Annotated in this window: 15 protein-coding genes and 1 pseudogene; 11 read left to right on the forward strand and 5 right to left on the reverse strand. The window is 67.1% G+C overall.

Annotation, left to right across the window (positions count from 1 at the left end; all coding sequences use genetic code 11):
* Window positions 1-104 precede the first annotated feature (104 nt).
* Window positions 105-332, forward strand: coding sequence for a hypothetical protein (locus tag E2F46_RS09595; protein WP_133321873.1), 228 nt, complete (start codon window positions 105-107; stop codon window positions 330-332).
* A gap of 301 nt (window positions 333-633) precedes the next feature.
* Here E2F46_RS09595 and E2F46_RS09600 read toward each other — a convergent pair whose 3' ends face one another.
* Window positions 634-1077, reverse strand: a complete 444-nt coding sequence (locus E2F46_RS09600) for a nuclear transport factor 2 family protein (protein ID WP_133321874.1) — start codon at window positions 1075-1077, stop codon at window positions 634-636.
* Between the two features lie 278 nt (window positions 1078-1355).
* Window positions 1356-2087: an SDR family oxidoreductase gene (locus E2F46_RS09605; protein ID WP_133321875.1), complete on the reverse strand. Its 732-nt coding sequence runs from the start codon at window positions 2085-2087 to the stop codon at window positions 1356-1358.
* Between the two features lie 116 nt (window positions 2088-2203).
* Between E2F46_RS09605 and E2F46_RS09610 the strand changes: the two genes are divergently transcribed.
* The 3 genes from E2F46_RS09610 (at window position 2204) to E2F46_RS09620 (ending at window position 4298) form a co-directional block, all read left to right on the forward strand.
* Complete coding sequence (locus E2F46_RS09610; protein ID WP_133321876.1) at window positions 2204-3100, forward strand: LysR family transcriptional regulator; 897 nt, start codon at window positions 2204-2206, stop codon at window positions 3098-3100.
* A 147-nt stretch (window positions 3101-3247) separates the two neighbouring features.
* A complete protein-coding gene (locus tag E2F46_RS09615; RefSeq protein ID WP_243720374.1) occupies window positions 3248-3895 on the forward strand; it encodes a nucleotidyltransferase domain-containing protein in 648 nt (215 codons plus the stop codon).
* The gene (locus tag E2F46_RS09620; protein WP_133321877.1) at window positions 3879-4298 is read left to right on the forward strand and encodes a hypothetical protein; all 420 of its coding nucleotides are present in this window, start codon (window positions 3879-3881) and stop codon (window positions 4296-4298) included. The genes E2F46_RS09615 and E2F46_RS09620 overlap by 17 nt, the downstream gene beginning before the upstream one ends.
* 65 nt (window positions 4299-4363) lie before the next feature.
* On the opposite strand, the gene E2F46_RS09625 is transcribed toward E2F46_RS09620, so the two are convergent.
* A complete protein-coding gene (locus E2F46_RS09625) occupies window positions 4364-5227 on the reverse strand; it encodes a DUF5694 domain-containing protein (protein ID WP_133321878.1) in 864 nt (287 codons plus the stop codon).
* Entirely contained in the window at window positions 5224-6318 is a 1095-nt protein-coding gene (locus tag E2F46_RS09630) for a DUF4932 domain-containing protein (protein WP_165967422.1), read from the reverse strand. The genes E2F46_RS09625 and E2F46_RS09630 overlap by 4 nt, the downstream gene beginning before the upstream one ends.
* 555 nt (window positions 6319-6873) lie before the next feature.
* Here E2F46_RS09630 and E2F46_RS09635 point away from each other — a divergent pair.
* The 4 genes and pseudogenes from E2F46_RS09635 to E2F46_RS09650 all read left to right on the forward strand — a co-directional run bounded on the left by E2F46_RS09635 (window position 6874) and on the right by E2F46_RS09650 (window position 12663).
* A pseudogene (locus E2F46_RS09635) lies at window positions 6874-9695 on the forward strand (class I SAM-dependent DNA methyltransferase).
* 5 nt (window positions 9696-9700) lie between these two features.
* On the forward strand, window positions 9701-10606 hold the full coding sequence (locus tag E2F46_RS09640) for a nuclease-related domain-containing protein (protein ID WP_133321880.1): 906 nt from the start codon (window positions 9701-9703) through the stop codon (window positions 10604-10606).
* Window positions 10607-10617: 11 nt separating this feature from the next.
* On the forward strand, window positions 10618-11622 hold the full coding sequence (locus E2F46_RS09645) for a restriction endonuclease (RefSeq protein ID WP_133321881.1): 1005 nt from the start codon (window positions 10618-10620) through the stop codon (window positions 11620-11622).
* Window positions 11623-11769: 147 nt separating this feature from the next.
* Window positions 11770-12663: a DUF3800 domain-containing protein gene (locus E2F46_RS09650; protein WP_133321882.1), complete on the forward strand. Its 894-nt coding sequence runs from the start codon at window positions 11770-11772 to the stop codon at window positions 12661-12663.
* Window positions 12664-12999: 336 nt separating this feature from the next.
* Here the strand turns inward: E2F46_RS09650 and E2F46_RS09655 are convergent, their stop codons facing one another.
* Window positions 13000-14112, reverse strand: coding sequence for an LBF_2804 family protein (locus tag E2F46_RS09655; protein ID WP_133321883.1), 1113 nt, complete (start codon window positions 14110-14112; stop codon window positions 13000-13002).
* A 574-nt stretch (window positions 14113-14686) separates the two neighbouring features.
* Here E2F46_RS09655 and E2F46_RS09660 point away from each other — a divergent pair.
* The 3 genes from E2F46_RS09660 to E2F46_RS09670 all read left to right on the forward strand — a co-directional run bounded on the left by E2F46_RS09660 (window position 14687) and on the right by E2F46_RS09670 (window position 20831).
* Window positions 14687-17845, forward strand: a complete 3159-nt coding sequence (locus E2F46_RS09660) for a TonB-dependent receptor domain-containing protein (RefSeq protein WP_133321884.1) — start codon at window positions 14687-14689, stop codon at window positions 17843-17845.
* A gap of 77 nt (window positions 17846-17922) precedes the next feature.
* Window positions 17923-19518, forward strand: coding sequence for an alkaline phosphatase D family protein (locus E2F46_RS09665; RefSeq protein ID WP_133321885.1), 1596 nt, complete (start codon window positions 17923-17925; stop codon window positions 19516-19518).
* 26 nt (window positions 19519-19544) lie between these two features.
* Window positions 19545-20831 (forward strand): ComEC/Rec2 family competence protein, encoded by a 1287-nt coding sequence (locus E2F46_RS09670; RefSeq protein WP_133321886.1) that lies wholly within the window; start codon window positions 19545-19547, stop codon window positions 20829-20831.
* Window positions 20832-20870: the final 39 nt, after the last annotated feature.

Consider the following 20870-nt stretch of genomic DNA (forward strand, 5'->3'; position numbering starts at 1 on the left):
CGCGTCACAGCGGTATCGGGATCTGCCTGGCCGGCATTGACGAAGCTGCGACATGCTTCCAGACACCCTGGCCCTTCGTGCGCAGTGGTGCTGGAGGAACGGCCATGAAGCCCTACCGCGACGCCGACGGCGATTCCGGCATCGCCGCCTACGAAAGCGGCCCCGGCTGTATCCTCGTGCGCTTCCACCGCGGCGGTACCTACCGCTACGACGACACCCGTCCAGGTGCCGTACACGTGCTGGAGATGCAGCGCCTCGCCGACGCCGGCGACGGTCTCAATACCTACATCAACCAGCACGTGCGCGACGACTATGCGCGCAGACTGGATTGATCCTTCCCACCCGTCGTTCCCGCGCAGGCGCACCGCTGTGCGCGAAAGCGGGAATCCAAAGACTTTGCCTTTGAATTCGATGCAAAGGCACTGGGTCCCGGCTTGCGCCGGGATGACGGGGTGTTGGTGCCTGAGTCGAAGATGCTCCAGCCGGGCCGCAGCGTCGGATTGGGTCACCACCGCCCCGGGGCGGCTTCGTCTTACCCGGGCCACGAGTGGCGTTGTGCGCCTCCGCCGCCGTAGCCCGGATAAGCCCGCAGGGTGCATCCGGGGCATGGCCGTTCGCTACGCAAGACCGCGCTCACTGCATCAACGCATCCAGCGCCCACGTATCCAGGAACGCCACCACGCGCACGATCCTGCCGTCGCCGTCGAACACCATGTGCCAAGCGTAGTGGTTGGTGTATGCGCTGCCATGGTGCGCACGCGCGACGCCGCGCCAGATCACCACCACCGCATCGCCCTGTGCGACCACGTGCTGCACCTGCGGCACGATCGGCGTGGCCAGCCGCGCGGTGATCGGCGCCACGGCGTTGTCCATGAAATCGGCCTTGCCGCGGTAGATGCCCGACACCGGGCTGTCGCCGGCCACCGTCCACACTACGTCTTCGTGCAACAGGTCGAACACGCTGCCGGTGCCGGCGCGCCAGGCGTCGAAGGCGGCGCGGACGCGGGCGGTGTTCGCCTCCTCGCGGCTGGCAGCAATGCCCGGTCCGGTTTGCGACGCTGAGGCCGCGGAGGCCATCGTCGCGGTGCATCCGGTCGACGCGGCGCTCGTAGCGTGCGCAAAGGTCGACACGGCCAGCACCGCCATCAACCACGCGCCGCGCGTCCCCCTTCCCCGCCCGCGGGAGGCTAGGCACGGCGGCGTACACGGCACTGCCGTGCAACCTTCCTGCCCCCTCCCCCGCTTGCGGGGGGTGAGGCGGGGCTGCTTGCACGGCATTGCCGTGCAGCCCTTCCGAACGACCGGCGCGCTGCGCCGGGCTGGACGGGCTGGGGTGGGGGCCTGCCCGCCGCTACTCACGCCGGACTCCTCACATGCCGCACCACGATGTCGGTGGTATCCACCTCCGCCGGCTGCGCAATCGCATGCGCAATCGCCTCGGCGATCGCCTCCGGCTTCAGCGCGATCTGCCGGAACTCGTCGATCACCTTCGCCGTCTCCGCATGCGTGATGCTGTGTGCCAGCTCCGATTCCACCGCGCCCGGGTACACGCAGGTCACGCGCACCACGTCGCTTTCCATGCGCAGGCCTTCGGAGATCGCGCGCACCGCGTACTTGGTGGCGCAGTACACCGCCGCGCTGTGCATCACGAACAGGCCGGCGATCGAGGACACGTTGACCACGTGGCCATGGCCCTGGGCCTCCATCCGCGGAAGCACCGCGGCGATGCCATGCAGCACGCCGCGGATGTTCACGTCGATCATCGTGTCCCATTCGTCGGTCTTCAGCGCCGACAGCGGCGCCAGCGGCATCACCCCGGCGTTGTTGACCAGCACGTCGACGCGGCCGTAGCGCGACACGGCGTCGTCCACGAACGCCTGCATGTCTTCGCGCGAGGTCACGTCCAGCGTGCGCACATGCGCGGTGCCGCCATTCGCGGCGATGTCGGCGGCCAGCGCCTGCAGCCGGTCGCCGCGGCGCGCGCCCAGCACCACGGTGGCGCCGCGTTCGGCCAGCACGCGGGCGGTGGCTTCGCCGATGCCGCTGCTGGCGCCGGTGATCAATACGATCTTGTCGATGGTTTCCATGTCGCTCTCCTCGGTGGGGTTGGGCGGCCGGTCGCCGCCTGCCGCACACCGTAGAGGCGGCCCGGCGTCGAGAGAACCCGCCAGGCGCTGACCACTTTGGTTAGACTTGCTAACCAATGCAACCCGACCTCAATCTCCTGCGCATGTTCCTGGCCGTGGCCGAAGCCGCCAGCTTCCGCGCCGCGGCCGATGCCCTGGGCGTCACCCGCTCCGCCGTCAGCCAGGGCATCCGCCGGCTCGAGGACAGCCTGGGCGTGGCCCTGGTCCAGCGCACCACCCGCAGCGTGCGGCTGACCGAGGCCGGGCAGCGCCTGCACCGCCAGGTCTCCGCGCCGCTGCGCACCGTGGATGCCGCGCTGGAGGAAGCCGTCGACGACGGCCCGCCGCGCGGCCTGCTGCAGGTCAGCGTGTCCTCGATCGCCGAGCGCTTCCTGTCCGGCCCGTTCGTCGCCAGCTTCGCGCAGGCCTACCCGGGCATCACGCTGGACGTCACCGTCAGCGACGACCCGGTCGACCTGGTCGCCGCCGGCTTCGACGCCGGCGTGCAGCTGGGCGAAGTGATCGCGCAGGACATGGTGGCCGTGCCGCTCACCGGCCCGCAGCGGCAGCTGGCGGTGGCCGCGCCCGCGTACGTCGAAGCGCATGGCGTGCCGCAGCATCCCAGCGAACTGGTGCGCCACCGCTGCATCGGCTGGCGCCCCGCGCCGGGCGTCGCGCCCTACCGCTGGGAATTCACCGAGGACGGCCGCGACTTCGAGGTGGACGTGAACGCGCAGGTCACCACCAACGACCTGCGGGTGATGCTGCGCACCGCACTCGCCGGCGGCGGCATCACCTTCGGCCTGGAGGAGAACTACCGCCAATGGGTGCAGGCCGGCCAGCTGGTGCCGATGCTGCAGGACTACCTGCCGCCGTTCGCCGGCTTCTTCCTCTACTTCCCCAGCCGCCACAACCAGCCGCGCAAGCTGCGCGCGCTGGTGGAGCACGTGCGCACGTTCCGCGGGCACGATTGACGCCCCCATCCCCGCAAACCCTCGGGCTCGTCGTCCCCGCGCAGGCGGGGACCCAGGGACGTTGCGCCTGTCGTCAACGCCTGCGACAGGCCGGTCGCGCATCCGCCTCGACAGACCGGCTTGTGAATGCCCAAAAAGGGCATTATCATGCCCGACATGGGCACCGGCCAGCGCCAACGTATCAGCGAAGCCGCGGCGATCTACGCCAGCACCAACCTGTCCGAAGCCCTGTTCACCGCCACCCAGCGCCGCGTGCTGGCCTGCCTGTTCGGGCAACCCGGCCGCTCGTACAGCGTCAGCGAACTCATCCACGCCACCGGTGCCGGCAGCGGCGCCGTGCAGCGCGAGGTGGCGCGCCTGGCCGGCAGCGGCCTGCTCGATGTCGAGCGGGTGGGCAACCAGAAACGCTACCGCGCCAACCCCGACGCCCCGATCCATGACGAACTGGCCGCCATCGTGCGCAAGACGTTCGGCCTGGCCGAACCGCTGCGCGAGGCGCTGGCGCCATTGCGCGCGCAGATCCATGCCGCCTTCGTCTACGGCTCGGTGGCCAAGGGCAGCGACACCGCCAGCAGCGACATCGACCTGCTGCTGGTGTCCGACCAGCTGACCTACGCCGATGCCATGGGCGCGCTGCACCCGCTTGCCGAACAGCTGGGGCGCACGGTCAACCCCACGCTCTACACCCGCGCCGAGTTGCGCGAGCGCATCAAGACCGGCAACAGCTTCGTATCGCGCCTGCTCGAACAGCCGCGCATCTGGGTGATCGGAGGCGAGCGTGACTTCGCCGCTTGAGCACCTGGCCGGTGCCGGCAAGCCGTTGTCGATCAAGCCGCCGGACGGCGCCGAAGTCGCCGGCCTGCTCCGCTCCGGCCGCGCCCGCCTCGCAGACGCACGCCACCAGTCGCTGTCGCTCGACAGCCGCTTCGACCTGGCCTACAACGCCGCCCACGCACTGTGCCTGGCGGCCCTGCGCCGGCACGGCTATCGCGCCCGCCATCGCTACATCGTCTTCCAGGCGCTGCCGCACATGCTGGGGCTGGGCCCGGAAGTCTGGCGGGTACTGGCCAAGGCCCACGACCTGCGCAACCTGGCCGAGTATGAGGGACATGTCGAGGTGGAACAGCGGCTGGTGGCGGATGTGATCACCGCGTGCGAAACCGTCGCGGCCAGGCTCGATGGGGCGCCGCAGGGATAACCTGCGGGCCGAAGCCGCGTCCCGGCGTTCTGCCGGCTGCGGTGGAACTGCACCGCGGTCCCGAATCAACCCGCATCAAGGGCCTTTTCCGCCGCCTGCAGATAGCGCGCCGGATGCACCACCTCCACGTCGTCCAGCCCGGTCATGCACTCGCGCAGCCAGTACACGTGGCCCACGCCGTACAGCACCACGATGTTGTCGCCGGGCTGCGCCACCTGCAGGATGCGCGCGCAGATCTGCATGTTGCGCGCGTACCAGTCGGTCACCAGCTTCGCGCCGGGATACGCGCCGTCGCCCGACACCCGCAGCCAGCGCCGGTACATGCGATGGTTGGCCTCGATCATGGCGTCGCTGTTGAGCCAGTCCAGGTACGCCGGGATCGACAGCGCCGCCAGCCGCTCGCCCATCTGTTCGCCCACGTGCGCGCCCTCGACCATCGCTTCGCGCATCTCGCGCGCACCGGGCTCGGCAGTGACCGCGCGCAGGGGTGCCAGGTCGAACTCGCCGGACACGTCCACCGCATGCAGGCGCTCGATGCCGGCCTTCATCGCCAGCCGCTGCGCGACCTGGGTGATCTCGTTGCGGTCGGTGCGCAGCGCCTCCGGATCCAGCGGTTCCGGCCACACCAGGTCGGTGCCGCCGGCGCGCGCCTCTACCGCCACCTTGGTGGGCGCGAACGCCAGCAGCGCGTCGGCCAGCGCCTCCAGCTCCGCCTGCCGGCGCGGCGCCAGCACGTCGTCGCTGTCGATGTTCACCGCGTCCTGCCCGGGGTTGTGCATGTGGTAGGTGCCCAGCAGCAGCACGCGGATCGGCTTGGCGTCGGACGCCATCGCAACCTGGCCGGCCAGGACCAGTGCGGCGGCAAGGCCCGCCGCCAGCAGGCGCGGGAGCGACAGGAAAGGGAGGGTCGGGGAATGCGAACGGTTCATGGGGCCTCGTCGTCGACACTGCTGATGAAGCCGGCCAAGGCCGGCAGGTAGGCGCGGAAATCGCGCTCATGGCGGCCGGGCGCGTACGCATCGCGCAGGTGCGCCACGACCGGGCGGTACAGGGTGCCGCCCATGGCCTCGTTCTGTGCAAGATGCGTCTCGGCCGATTCCGCGCCGAAGCGCTCGCCCTTCAGGTGGATGGCCACCGCGTCCGCCAGCACCTCGTGCACGAAGAAGTACGTGTCCAGCCGCGGATCGTCGAACACCTGGAACCGGCGCGAGAAATCGTCCGCGTAGTCGATGTCCATCAACACCTCGCGCTGGCCCTCGGCGAACTGTTCCAGCGCAATGTGCGTGGCCTCGTGCCACACCGCATTGGCCAGCGGCTCGTCGGCGTAGTCGAAGCGGGCCGTGTCGGTGGGCTCCTCGGGCAGGAAGCGCGGGTCGAACGGGACCAGGATCGGGCCGTAGCCGGCATGCCGCGGCGCCACGGCATCGACCACGATGTTCGCCTTCAGCACCACGCCCAGCGGCGAGATCGAGAAGTACAGCGTCTTGTCCAGCCCGGTGCCGTAGAAGTCGGCCAGCTGCGGCAGCGGATCGGCCTCGCGCATCCGCCGTTCGAACTCGGCCACCCAGCGCGCGTAGTCGGCCTCGTGCGCGGCGAAGAAGCCGGAGAAATCGGCGTCACGCGCAAACGCCACCGCCAGCCGCAGGTACTCGCGCAGGTAGGCCTCGTCCTTGATCAGGCCCAGGTGGCCGAAGCCCTCCGGTTCCACCAGCGTGGGCCCCGGAAACTCCAACGCCCAGCCCAGCTCGGCGAAATCGTTGTACGGCAGCGTGCGCGCATGCACCACCGCCGGGTGCTCGCGCAGGTGGCCGAACCACGCGTCCACCGCGCGGCGGTAGTCGTAGTCGCGCACCGGCGGCCCGTACACCCGCGCCAGGTAGTTGATGACGTGCAGCAGCTCGGTGCCGGGATGCACCGCCACCACGTAGTCGATGGACGGGGTTTCGCGCGCCGGGGCGGCGGCGTCCTCGGGAGCGGCGGGCTTGCCGCATGCAGCCAGCAGCAGGACGAGCACAGGCAACACAAAGCGCATCACGTTCAGCGATCCTCGTGGGGGGAGGTACTTCATCCTAACGGCTGCACGCTGCAATCGCAGTCATGTCGCGGCGTGGTGCGTGCGGGTACGTGAAGCAGCGCACACACAGCGGATGCACCCAGGCACGTGCGCACTAAGTCATCCCGATGCCGTCAGCTCCACATCGCCATCCCGGCGACGTTCACTCTCCACCGCAAAGGCGTTACCACCAACAGCCCGCCCCCAAACCACCAGCCCCCAACCACCGCACCCTAACCACGACACCCAACACCTACGCACTTCGCCCACGCGCCCGCACGCGCTATGGTCGCCCCGGGTGTAGTGCTGTGGGGAGTCCGCATGGTACGCCGAAGACTTGGCTTGCTCGATGATCTGGCAGTGCTGCCTGCCGTCGCCGACGGGATTGCGCTGGGTGCTCCGCCCATGCAGGGCGTGCCTCGCACCATCCTTGCCTCTATTTACCGCCGCCAGCCCTAGCAACGTAGGCCAGGCCCAAGCTTGCGCGGCTAAGATGCGCCTGAGTTTGGGAGGGACGCCTGCATGCCGTTGAGCTGGAACGAGATCAAGGACCGCGCGCTGAAGTTCTCGCGCGAATGGGAAGGCGAGGCCAGCGAGGACGCCGAGGCCAAGTCGTTCTGGGACGACTTTTTCCATGTCTTCGGCGTGTCGCGCCGCCGCGTGGCCAACTTCGAGCGGCGCGTGAAGAAGCTGGACGGCAAGGACGGCTACATCGACCTGCTGTGGAAAGGCATCCTGCTGATCGAGCACAAGTCGCTGGGCAAGGACCTGGACCGCGCCCATGCCCAGGCCCGCGACTATTTCCACGGCCTGACCGACGCCGAACTGCCGCGCTACCTGCTGGTCAGCGACTTCGCCCGCTTCCGCCTCTACGACCTGGAAGGCGAAGCCGAGCCGGCCGAGTTCGCCCTGCGCGATTTCCACAAGCACGTGCGCCGCTTCGGCTTCATCGCCGGCTACCAGCCGCGCGCCTTCCGCGAGCAGGACCCGGTGAACGTGCGCGCCGCCGAACGCATGGGCAAGCTGCACGACGCGCTCAAGGCCGTGGGCTACACCGGCCACGCGCTGGAAGTGCTGCTGGTGCGCCTGCTGTTCTGCCTGTTTGCCGACGATACCGGCATCTTCCCGCGCCACGCCTTCCACGACCTCATCGCCCAGCGCACGCGCGAGGACGGCAGCGACGTGGGCATGTGGCTGGCGCAGCTGTTCCAGACGCTCGACCGCATGCCCGAGCAGCGCCAGACCACGCTGGACGCGCAGCTGGCCGAACTGCCCTACGTCAACGGCAAGCTGTTCGAGGAAGCGCTGCCACTGGCCGCGTTCGATGCCAGCATGCGCACCCTGCTGCTGGACGCCGCCGCGCTGGACTGGAGCCGCATCAGCCCCGCCATCTTCGGTTCCATGTTCCAGTCGGTGATGGATGCGAAGGCCCGCCGCAACCTGGGCGCGCACTACACCAGCGAGAAGAACATCCTCAAGCTGATCGGCCCGCTGTTCCTCGACGGACTGAAGGCCGAGCTGGACAAGGCCGGCAACAACGACAGGGCGCTGGCGCAACTGCACCGCAAGCTGGCCACGCTGAAGTTCCTCGACCCGGCCTGCGGCTGCGGCAACTTCCTGGTCATCGCCTACCGCGAGATCCGCCTGCTGGAACTGGAGGTGCTGCGGCGCCAGTTTGCCACCCAGCAATCGGTACTGGCCCACGTGCAGGACCACGTGCTGGTCGATGTGGACCAGTTCTTCGGCATCGAGATCGAGGAGTTTCCCGCGCAGATCGCGCAGGTGGCCATGTGGCTGATGGACCACCAGATGAACCTGCGCGTGGCCGAGGCCTTCGGCGAGAACGTGGTGCGCCTGCCGCTGAAGAAGTCCGCGGCCATCGTGCATGGCAATGCGCTGCGGATCGACTGGAATGATGTGGTGCCGGCGGGGGAGGTGGACTACATCTTTGGCAATCCGCCGTTCATTGGGCACCAATGGCGCAACGCTGAACAGATGGCGGACATGGAGCGCATCTGGGGCAGGGACGGGCGTTTTGGGCGATTGGACTATGTCACGGCCTGGTATCGAATGGCTGTGGACTACATGCAGAGCAATCCCGGGATCGTCACCGCTTTTGTGTCCACGAATTCAATCAGCCAAGGCGAGCAGGTCGGCATCCTCTGGGGAGATTTGCTCGCGCGCGGGGTGAAGATTCATTTCGCCCATCGAACGTTCCAGTGGGCGAATGAGGCCCGCGGCAAGGCGGCGGTGCATTGCGTGATCGTTGGGGTCGCGCTGCGCGACATCGACGTGAAGTGGATATACGAGTACGAGACAGTCAGGTCAGATCCCTTCCCCATTCAAGCGACGAACATCAATCCCTATCTCGTTGGCGGCCCTGACGTGCTGTTGCCATCGCGTTCTGATCCCCAGCCAGGCATGCCGCCCATGTTCAAGGGCAGTCAGCCCACTGATGGGGGACACCTGATTTTGACTGACGAGGAAAAGGACGCCCTGACGCGGGATGAACCGGCAGCTGCCAGGTTTATTCGGCCATACATCGGAGGTGAGGAGCTGATCAACGGCACGCGGCGCTGGTGCCTGTGGCTGAAGGACGCATTGCCAAGAGAGTTGGCGGCAATGCCTGTGGTCAAGGCGCGAGTGGCGGCTGTGCGGGAGTCGCGCCTGAAAAGCCCGACCCGACAGGTGCGTGACTATGCAGAAATGCCAACGCTGTTCACGCAGGATCGGCAGCCCTCCGGCAGCTATGTGGCGGTCCCTGAAGTCTCGTCCGAGAGCCGGCGCTTCATCCGCTGGCATTCCTCGATGCAAGCAGTGTGGCGAGCAACAAGATCCAGATGGTGGTGGGCGGCACGCTGTTTCACTTCGGCGTGCTGACGTCCACGATGCATATGGCGTGGGTGCGTTCTGTAGGCGGACGCTTGAAAAGCGATTACAGCTATTCACCTGCTGTCTACAACAACTTCCCCTGGCCCGACCTGTCCCCGCCGCAACCGGAGTCCGCAAGCGCAGGAGGTGGTGCTAACGACAAGCATCGCCCTGCGATTGAATCCGCAGCGCAGGGCGTGCTCGACGCCCGCGCGCAGTTTCCCGATGCCACCCTGGCCGACCTCTATGACCCGCTGACCATGCCACCCGCGCTGGTGAAAGCGCATACCACGCTGGACAGGGCCGTGGACGCCGCCTACCTCGCCGCGGAAAAGGCCGCGGGCCGCAAGCCGCCGAAACTCGGCACCGATGCCGAGCGCGTGGCCTTCCTGCTCGAGCGCTACCAGGCGCTCACCTCGTTGTTGCCAACGACGAAGCCAAAGAAGACCCGTAAACCCCGCAAGGAGGCCTGATCCTCATGGAAGCGCTGCTCATGCCATTCGTGCCCGCCATCACCATGTTGGCCTTGTTGTTCCTGCCGGTGCTGCTGGTGGTGGCGATTGTGTCACTGCAGAAGCGGGCGGAGCGGCGAGACCAGCGGCGTTCTCCATTGAACGACAAGCTGCTCCATCAGGCGGGTGCGCAGGCGCGCATCAAGGCCGACGAGATCGGCGATGACATCCAGGCGCGCATCGTCCAGCTCATGGTGATCGGCCCGCTGGCCATGCTGGCGATCCTGCTACCCCGCGTGCAGTGGTCGCAGCTGCGGTTCGGATGGCTGGAATGGGTGATCGGCCTGATGTCGTTAGCCGCCATCGTCATCATCACCCGGAAGATGCTTCGGCTGCGTCGGGCGCGACGCTATTGGCTGGAAGGCATGCGGGCCGAGATCGCCGCCGCGCAGGCGCTCGACCGCCTGCGCGCCAACGGCTGCGAGGTATTCCACGACGTACCGACCGGCCAGGACTTCAACCTCGACCATGTGGTGGTGGGGCCTTCGGCCGTGTGGGTGGTGGAGACCAAGTCCCGGCGCAAGCCGGGCAAGGGGTTCGGCTCGGCCGACGTGCAGTTCGATGGCAAGCGGCTGGTCTTCGCCGGCGGGAAGATGGACGACAAGGCCGTCAGGCAGGCCGAGGCGGAAGCGGCCTGGCTGTCGAAGCACCTGCACGGCGAAACCGGACAGCACACGCCCGTGGTGCCGGTAGTCGCGCTGCCGGGCTGGTTCGTCAAGCCGTTGCCGGTCGAACAAACGTCATCGGTGAAGGCCATCAATCCCAAACGCGCCTACATGCTGCTGCAGGATGGCCGGCCTGCCGTGCACCCCGCGCAACGCACGCGCATCATCAACGCGTTGGTCAAGCTGTATCCGCAGCAGGAAGACTGAGAGGACACGCAATGTCGAATGAAGCGATCTGGGGCATCCACGCGGGACGTCGGGGCGAGGCCGATGCGCTGTTCCTGGGGCAGGGCTGCATCGCGCTGGGCTGGGACCGCATGGGCGACCTCTCGCAACTGGCGGCCAACCGCGAGGCGTTCAAGCTGCGCTACCAGCAGGCCTATCCGGAAGCCAAGCCCGGCGCGATTGCGACGATGGCCGGCATGCCGTTCCGCTTCGTGCACGAGATGAAGCCGGGCGACCTGGTGGCGTATCCCTCCAAGGCCGATCGCCTGATCCACATCGGACGGGTGACGGGCGAATACACCCACGTTGCGCAGGCGCGTGAAGGCTATCCGCACCGGCGCAAGGTGGAATGGCTGGCCCAGGTCCCGCGCCTGCACTTTACCCAGGGCGCGCTGTACGAGATTGGCGCGGCGCAGAGCCTGTTCCAGATCAGGAACTACGCGGACGAATACCTTGCGGTCGTGGCGGGTGGCCCGGCTGCATCCATGGTGGTGGACGACGACCAGACCGTCTCGATGGTGGCCGAGGACATCGAGGAAACCACGCGCGACTTCATCCTCAAGCGACTGTCGCAGGAGCTCAAGGGCCTGCCGCTGGAATCCTTCGTGGTGCACCTGCTGCAATGCATGGGCTATCACGCCCGGTTGACCCGCAGGAACGAGCCCAGCGTGGACGTCATCGCGCACAAGGACCACCTCGGCATCGAACCGCCCATCATCAAGGTGCAGGTCAAGAGCAGCGACACTACGGCCACGGACAAGGACGTGTCGGCGCTGTACGGCAAATTGTCGGCGGGGGAGTACGGGCTGTTCATCACGCTGGGCACGTTCAGCCCCGCGTCGCGCAACTTCGAGCAGGGCAAGCCGAACCTGCGCCTGGTCGATGGCGACGAGTTCGTGAAAATGGTGCTGGAGCATTACGAAGCGTTCGACTCCAAGCACAAGGGGCTGTTGCCATTGCGGCGCGTCTATGTGCCGCAAGGGCTGGAATCGGAGTGACTGGAAGATGGGGCGTCAGGATCGACGGGCTCCTCTCTGGATGAGAAGCGCAACGCTGCCCGCTCGTGATGGACGACGGGTTGAAGGTGGCATCACCGATACGAATTGTTTTCCGGAAGCCGCCTAACCGACACAAGGATGATTGCAATGACGAAGCGCCGCGAACCCTCCAGTATCGAACCAGATCTTGACGGGCAGTACGCACTGCCTTTGCCCCGGGTACCGGATGCGCCCGTCGAAGAGCCGCCGCGGCTGTCGGCCCCTACCAACCAGTACAGCAACTATGTCGTCTACGTCGACGAGAGCGGCGACCACGGTCTGGAGACGCTGGACGAGAGCTACCCGGTATTCGTGTTGTCGTTCTGCGTATTCCACAAGGGACATTACGCGCAGAAGGTTGTCCCGGCCATCGAGACCTTCAAGTTCAGGCACTTCGGCCATGACACGGTCGTGCTGCACGAGCACGAGATTCGCAAGGAAAAGGGTGTCTTCCGGTTCATCGACCGGGCACACAAGCGCGCTTTTTATGACGAACTCACCGGAATCATCGAAACCAGCAACTTCGTCCTGATCAGTTGCGTCATCGACAAGCGCCGGTTGCGCGAGCGATCGCAATTGGGCAGCAACCCCTATCACCTGGCCCTGGGGTTCTGTCTGGAGACGTTGTTTGAGCTCATGCAAGAGAAGGACCAGCACGAGTACCCGACCCACGTGGTCGTGGAATGTCGGGGCCCAAAGGAAGACAGGGACCTGGAGCTGGAGTTTCGCCGGATCTGCGATGGCGAAAATCGATGGGCTCAGCGCCTGCCGTTCCGCATCGTCATGGCGGACAAGAAAACCAATTCGTCCGGGTTGCAGCTGGCGGATCTGGTCGCCAGGCCGATCGGCATCGCCACGTTGCGCCCCCAGCAGGAGAACCGCGCGTTCGATGTCCTGAAGCAGAAGTTCTTTTGCAGTGGCGGGCGCAAGAAACTGGGCGTCGGCTACGAGGGGTGGGGCCTGAAGATTCACCCGGCACCACAAAGCGAAAAGCCCCGGTGAACCCACCGAGGCCAGACGCCGACCGGGTACTCCCAGTCCACTTGAAGTCGCAGTCTATGGGATTTTGACGTCTCCGCAAGCACTGAGACCTAAAGTCGTATGGAACGGTGCCGCGTCTCTCATGTGATGGCAACGGCATTCCCCCGCCGGTTCCTGCCCCGTACGTAAGGGGCGAACGGTCTGGAGATGTGGGTAGGGGTCAGGTTGATTCTTGGCTTTCCGCATCGGGGTGAGCCGGTCATCATCTAAACCCTCGCAACGTGGCCCGGCTCAACCCTCTCGTCGCTGGGCAGCCGCGCAGCCGGATGCACCCGCCTCCGCTTGTCCTGCCTGCGCCTAGCCGCCGGCGTCACAACGCCCTTCGGCGATGCGTTGCCGCGCGGTTCGCATGGCATCGCTGTCGAACGTCTGTCCGCAGGCGGCATGAGCGTCTTCGAGCAGGCGTCGCTGTCGGCGGCAGCCGCGTCCGCGCAGCGCGGTGGTCGTGACCATCAGGCCGAGCACGGCGTGCTGCGTGGAGGCGTCGGCGTGGGCCAGCTGGTCGCGCACCGCGCTCCATTCGGGGATGCGCGTCTCCAGCCCCAGCGCCTTGCGCAGACGCGCCAGCAGCAGGTCGTAGTTGGGGTGCGCGTCCTCGGCGGCGACGACCAGCTCGGCCACGGCATCCAGCGCCAGGCGCTTGCCGTCGTCGTCCAGTCGTGCGCGTTCGAGCGCGGCAACCGCTTCGCTTACGGCCAAGGGGCCCGCGGCCCGCACGCGCGCCTCGCGGATCACCCACCACGCGATCAGCGCGTTCCAGCCTGCGAACACGGGCACGGCCGCGAACGGCAGCAGCATGCGCAAGCCACCGCGCGCGAGCACGCGACGGGCGAGGATGCGCACGATGAAGCTGGTCGCGCCCACCTTGATGCGGTACAGCACGGTGTACACCAGCAGCTTGAGCCGTGAGGCCCGCACGTACGGATCGATGCCGTGCAGCGACCGGCGCGGGTTGGGGATGTCCAGTGCCGCGCGGGACAGGCCCGTGGTCAGCGCGTCCTCGGCGTCGGCCTGCGAGAACGACAGGCCGGCCGCGTCCGCGATGCCCGCGACGCTGCGCAGCAGCAGCCAGTACATCGCCAGCAGTTCCAGCAGGCTGGCCAGCAGCGCGATGCCGCCGAACCACGCCCAGTAGGCGGCATCGCGGCCGGGGGAAAGCAGCGACGGCTCGCGTCCGGCGTCGAGCGCGTCGCGAAGCCAGAGGTCCGCCGCACCGATCAGCGCAGCCGAAACGGCGCCCGCCAGTCCACACAGCACGATCGCCCGGGCCTGCAATCGGCGGATGCGGGCCCGGTCCTCGTCGCGCCACGGCCGGACCTGGCTGTCGTCGCGCTGGCAACTGCGCTGCAGGAAAGCCAGGCCAGTGCGCTCCACGGCATTGAGGCGCTTCTCGTCTGCTTCGGTCTCCACGGGGCTCCGGCGCGATCGGGTCAACCGAGTCTAAGGCGGGTGCAGACAAGGCGCTGCGAACAGGGCCGGGGTCGACGTTCGGAGTCGCCGCAAGAAAACGTGTCAGCGTCGATATCGTCCCGGAAGATCACGGTCGTGTCTTCCTTGCCGCCTCAACCAGCCGCAGGCGCTCGTTGGTACGAGGCAACGCCAGCGGTCGATGGCCGTGCGGGCATGCGGCGGACCTTGCGGGTTGGAGCCCTCGTCGCACACGCGACGGTACCGATTCGCAACGCACGCGCGCTCTGGTTCTCCCGGTTCGATCAAATGCAAGACGATGCCACCGCGGTGCATCCGGCACGTGATGCGTCAATGCGTTGTCACATTCCATGCCCATCATTGCGAAGTCACATCGGCGCGCAGAACGCAGGATGTGGCCGGGGACAAAACAAGCAAGTGTGGTTGGCGCCGCCTCTGCTGACGCAGCGGCCGGGGGTGGATTGCAGCGCTCCCTCAACTTGCAGTGAGGCGCAGGAAGCGCATTTCCCGCCTTCCAAGCCATCTCCCACCAGCAAAGCAAGAGAGTTCGTCCCCCATGTCCATACTGAAGAAGACTGCGCTATGCAGCGCGGTGGCGGTTGCCTTGTGCGTGACGTCGCAGGCGTTCGCATATGAGCAGGCGCAGACGCCCGCCCGGGCGGCCGACAACCAGGCCGCGGGCACCGGCGCGATCCTCGGCCGTGTGCTGGATCCGGCCACCGGCGAGTACCTGCGCAATGCGCGGGTGATGATCGATGGCCGCCAGGCCGCGCTCTCCGGCGAACGCGGGGAATTCCGCATCAACGGCGTGGCGGCCGGGGTGCATGCGCTGACGGTCGAGTTCACTGGCTTCGGCTCCTTGCAGAGGGACATCCACGTGCGTGCCGGAGAGACCGCCGAGCCGGTGTTCGAGCTGTTCAGCACGGCCGGCCCGGCCGGGGACACTGCCAGCCTGGACACCGTGCAGGTCGTGGGCGCACGCGAGGGCGACGCCCGCGCGATCATGGAACAGCGCGCCTCGATGAACATCACCAATACCCTGTCGGCCGACAGCTTCGGCGACATCGGCGACGGCAATCCGGGCGAGTTCCTGAAGTACATGCCGGGCGTGGACTTCGACGTGGTGGCCGACGACGCCCCACGCAACATCTCCCTGCGCGGCCTGCCGGCCAAGTACACCGGCGTGACCTTGAACGGCGTGAGCCTGCCGGGCATCGACGCCAACTCGTCCAGCTCGCGCACCTTCAGTTTCGAGCAGTCGGCGCTCAGCGGCGTCGACTCGATCAGCATCAACAAGACCACCAGTGCCGACATGGATGCGAACGCGCCGGCCGGCACGATCGACATCCGCACGAAGCGGGCGTTCGATGCCCGTGGCCGCCGCATCGTCGTGTCGGCGGGCGGTACCACCCACGCCGGCCTGTGGGACAGCAGGCAGACCGGATGGATGGAAGGCGGCTACGACCGCAAGTGGCTGCCGGCCAGCAGCATCAGCTACGCGGACGCCTTCTTCGACAACCGGCTCGGAATCGCGGCGGGCATCAGCAGCATCACCAACCTGGTCGAACAGGTGCAGATCAACTCCGGCCGCAACTACGTGGCCACGGCGACCAGCCCGTACCCGTACGCGGTGACCTCGATCGCGGCCACCGGCTACGACCGCGAGTACAACCGTCGCGTCGCATCGCTCAGCACGGACTTCAAGGCCACCGACGCGCTGATCCTGTCGCTGAACGCCAGCGTCAGCCGTGGCGACATCGATCCGAGCACCATCGTTCCCACCTTCACCAACGGGCGCGCCACTGCCGCCAATCCGCACGAAGGCGATCCGTCGCTGGACTGGACCACCCGCTTTCCCGAGACCACGAACACCCTGACCAATGCCCAGACCTATACCTACAAGGTCGGGTACTCGCGCAACTTCGTGCCCAGCTTCGAGTGGAACACCGAGAACTTCAAGCTCACCGGCAACCTGTTTTCGGCCAGTTCCAACAGCCGCTACGACTCGCCGAAGAAGGGCATGGTGTCCAACCTGCTCAACACCATGAGCACGCGCGGCAACTACAGCGCCTCGCGCAGCGACTGGATGCGCCAGGACTGGCAGATCCAGCAGGTCAGCGGCATGGACTGGTCCAACCCCGATGCCTGGTCGCTGGGGTCGTACAGCGGCGCGCTGGGCGCATCGACCCGCCCGTCGATCCGCACCACCCCGGGCAGCAGCGCCGAACTGGACTATCGCGGTGGCAGCCTCGACTTCGAGTTCTACCAGGACATCGGCGACGTGCCGGTCACCTGGAAGACCGGCCTGAAGGCCACCCGTGCCGACTATGAGTTCGGCAACGACTCCGACGCCAACATCTACACGTACAACGGCCCGCTGACCAATGCCGAGTTCCTGCGCGCGGTGCAGAGCGCGAACCAGTGGCACAGCGGCGAGTCGGGCATGACCATCAGCACCCTGAGCGGCGGCGACCTGTACGTCTACAGCCTGCGCAAGATCTACGAAATGATGCAGGCCAATCCCGAGCAGTGGCTGCGCAGCGAGACGCCAGCGCAGTGGTACAACGCCAACGTCGCCAACGTGAACAAGATCGACGAGCGGATCACCTCGCTCTACTTCATGGGCACGGCCGAGTTCACCGACAAGCTGACGGGCCGGGCCGGCGTCCGCTGGGAACGGACCAAGGCGATCGGTTACGACTTCGACCCGCTCAGCCCGGAGGACGTGCGCGCCGCCGGCTACGAGGTGGCGGCCGCGACCGGCCGCGCCACGACCGTGGAGGGCCTGGAGTACCAGTACCTGACCAATCCGCGCAGGGAGACCGAAGGCAGCTACGACGACTTCTTCCCGAGCGCCTCGCTCAAGTATCGGATCACTCCAAGCCTCGACGTACACGCAGGCTACAGCAAGACCATCATGCGCCCGGAAGTGGGCGACCTGGCCGGGGTGTGGTCGATCGCCTATGGCGACGACGGCAACGTGCTGACTGCGCCCAACGTGAACCTGAAGCCGGAGTACTCGGACAACTTCTCCATTCGCGCCACGCAGTACTTCGAGCCGGTGGGACTGGTCGCCTTCGGCCTGTTCCACAACCGGATCAGGGACCTGATCGCCACCACCACGATGAGCCCGGAAGAGTTCGGCTACGACGGCGACGAGCCGGTGGACCTGGTCAACACCACGATCAACAGCGCGGACGACATCACCGTCAACGGCTACGAGTTCGAGCTCAACCACGCCATGGACTACCTGCCGGGCGCGCTGGGCGGACTGACCATCCGCGCCGCCTACACCCACGTCAACCCGTCGCAGAAGCTGCCGCGCGTGGCGCAGCAGGTGGCCAACCTCGGCTTCGCCTGGCGGTACGGCCGGGCGCGGCTGAACCTCAACACCGTGTGGAGCGACGAAAAGGATCGCGGCCCCACCGCCAATGTCACCGTGGACAACGGCAATGGCCGTTACGTCATCAACCAGGAGCAGCCGTTCGACGACTACCTGGAAGTCAACCTGTCGGGTGGCTACACGATCATTCCGAAGACCAGGAACAACTTCATGGGCCTGGAGTTCTACTTCACCGCGAACAACGTGTTCAACCAGAACCGCCACACCGTCTACTCGAACGGTCCGGTCGGCCTGGCCGAGAAAGGCCACCACAGCCAGATCTACATCACCAGTGGACGGCGCGCGTCGATCGGCTTTCGCGGACGTTTCTGACCGCCTGAACACATCGCGCTGACGCGTCGCATGGCGTCACCCGACATTTCGCTCCAGCAACACAGGTGATCCACACGATGGGATACCCCAGGTTCGACCGCCGCAAGTTCCTGCTGGGCGCCAGCGGCATGGCCCTGTTCGCCGGGCTCGGCCCCGCCGGGAGGCTGTGGGCCACGCCCAGGTTCAACGCGTATCCGTTCTCGCTGGGCGTGGCGTCCGGCGATCCCTGGCCGGACGGCTTCGTGATCTGGACCCGGCTCGCGCCGGAGCCGCTGGCCGAAAACGGCGGCATGCCGATGCTGGCGGTGCCGGTACGCTGGGAGGTCGCCGAGGACGAGCGGTTCGGCGGGGTGGTCCGCCGCGGCGAAGCCATCGCCCGGCCCGAGCTGGGCCACAGCGTGCATGTGGAAGTGGACGGACTGCGGCCGCATCGTCCGTACTGGTACCGCTTCTACGTCGAACGCCAGGCACCCAGCCCCACCGGCAAGGTGCGGACCGCACCGCAGACCGGCGTCGCGGTGGATCGCGTGCGCATCGGCGTGGCCGGCTGCCAGCACTGGGAAGCCGGCAGCTATACGGCCTACCGCCATCTGAGCCAGGAGCCGGAACTGGATGCGATCTTCCACTACGGCGATTACATCTACGAGGGCGCGGGCAAACCCGGGAAGTCCATCATCGACGCGGCCGGCAACGAGATCGCTCGGCAGCATGCCGGCGGCGAGATCTACACGCTGGACCAGTACCGCCGCCGCTACGCGCAGTACAAGTCCGACCACGACCTGCAGGCCGCGCACGCCGCTGCCGCGTTCCTGTCGACCTGGGACGACCACGAGATCGACAACAACTGGGCCGGCAGCCACGACCAGGACGGCACGCCGCCCGAGGTGTTCGCGCTGCGCCGCCACGTCGCCATGCAGGCCTGGTATGAAAACATGCCGGTGCGCCGCGCGCAGTTTCCTCGCGTCGACGGCCTGACGATGCATCGCCGCCTGGATTACGGCGGCCTGTTGCGCGTGCACCTGATGGACACCCGCCAGTACCGGACCAAACAGCGCTGCGACGCGTCGCTGCTCGAGCGCATGCGTCCATGCCGTCCGCAGGACGACGCTGGCGAGGAACAGATCATCGGTACCGCGCAGGCGCAGTGGCTGGCGCAGGGACTGGAAAGCGACGCCCGCTGGCACCTGCTGGCGCAGCAGGTGATGATGATGCCGTACGCGTATCCGCCAAGCCGCGCGGCGGGGCCGGTCAATACCGACTCGTGGAGCGGTTACCCACGGGCGCGCCAGCGCGTGCTCGACCTGATGCGGCAGCGCGCCCATGGCAACGTGATCGTCGCGACCGGTGACGTGCACAAGCACCATGCCGGCGTCATTCCTTCGAACCCGGCGGACCTGCTCAGCACACCCGTCGCGACCGAGTACGTCACCACGTCGATCTCGTCCGGCGGCGATGGCGAAGACATGCCGCCGACGTGGGCGAACGTGTTGTCCGACAACCCGCACACCAAGCTGCTGAACGACAAGCGCGGCTACCAGGTGTTCGAGGTCGGCCCGAGGGCGTGGCGCACCGACGTGGTGGCCGTCGACCGCGTTTCCGTCACGGGGGGCGAGAAGAGGGTCATCGCAAGGTTGGTCACCGAGCACGGCAAGCCGGGCGTCGAGCACGCATGAAATCCAGGCCTGACGGAGTGGAATGCGTGCGCAAGGCTGCGCTGGTCCTGGCGATGCTGGTACCCGTCGTCGTTCCCGTCCATGCGCTGGCGGGAGACGGGGTGGAGGAGTCGGCGGCGACGATCGCCCATGAAGTGGGAAAGCCGCTGCGCGCATGGTCCGAGGGGGAACTGGACATCCACCACATCAACACCGGTCGCGGCGAGGCGCAATTGCTGATCCTGCCCGACGGCACCAGCGTGCTGGTGGACGCCAGCGGCAAGACCGTGGAACACCCACCGTTCTCGCTGCCGAGCAAGCCCGATGCCTCGCGCCCGCCGGGCGAATGGGTGGCGCGCTATGCCATGCGCGCGCTGCCGGAAGGCGCGAGGGCCATCGACTATGCGCTGGTCTCGCATTTCCACGGCGACCACATGGGCGCCATCGCCGCCGATTCGCCGCGCACGACGCTCGGCGGCGACTACCGGCTCAGCGGCTTCACCCAGGTCGCCGAACTGGTGCCGATCGCCAGGCTGATCGACCGCGGCTGGCCCGGCTACGACTATCCGGAACCGATCGACAACCCGACGGTGAACAACTACCGCAGGTTCATCGACTGGCAGATCAGAAACCGTGGACTGGAAATGGAAAGGTTCCAGCCCGGCCGCAACGACCAGGTCAGGCTGCTGCACCGGCCGGAAGCCTATCCGCAATTCGAACTCCGGAACCTGTATGCCAATGGCGTCGTCTGGACCGGCGAGGGCAACGGAACGCGCAATCTCTTCCCGCCGCTGGAGAGCCTCGCGCGCGCGGATCATCCGACCGAGAACAAGCTCAGCCTGGCCTTCCGCATCAGCTACGGAGCGTTCGGCTACTTCTCCGGTGGCGACCTGTCGTCCATCGACGAGGAAACGGCGTCCGATCCACCTCCATGGAAGGACGTCGAGCCACCGGTGGCCCTGGCCAGCGGCCCGGTCGACGTGCTCAAGGCCAACCACCACGGCAGCTGGGACGCCAACGGCATTCCCTTCCTGGCGGCGCTGCGCCCGCGGGTCATCGTGGTCGCCTCGCGCGCCGAAGGCCATCCGGCGGCCAATACGTACCGGCGCATGACCTCCCGGGACGTCTGGCCGGGCGAGCGGGACATCTTCATCACCAACGTCTCGCCCGCGACCTTCGCGACCACGTACGGCGTCGAGAACGCCGCAAGCACGCAGGGTCATGTGGTCGTTCGCGTCGAGAAAGGCGGCGCGACGTATCGCGTGTTCGTGCTTGACGACGACAGCGAGGCAATGACGGTGAAGGCGGTATTCGGCCCCTATGCTTCGAACTGATTCCGGGGCCGTGGTTGCCGGGCACGCCTTGCCGGGATT

Source organism: Luteimonas aestuarii (genome assembly GCF_004357985.1).
Classification (GTDB): domain Bacteria; phylum Pseudomonadota; class Gammaproteobacteria; order Xanthomonadales; family Xanthomonadaceae; genus Luteimonas; species Luteimonas aestuarii.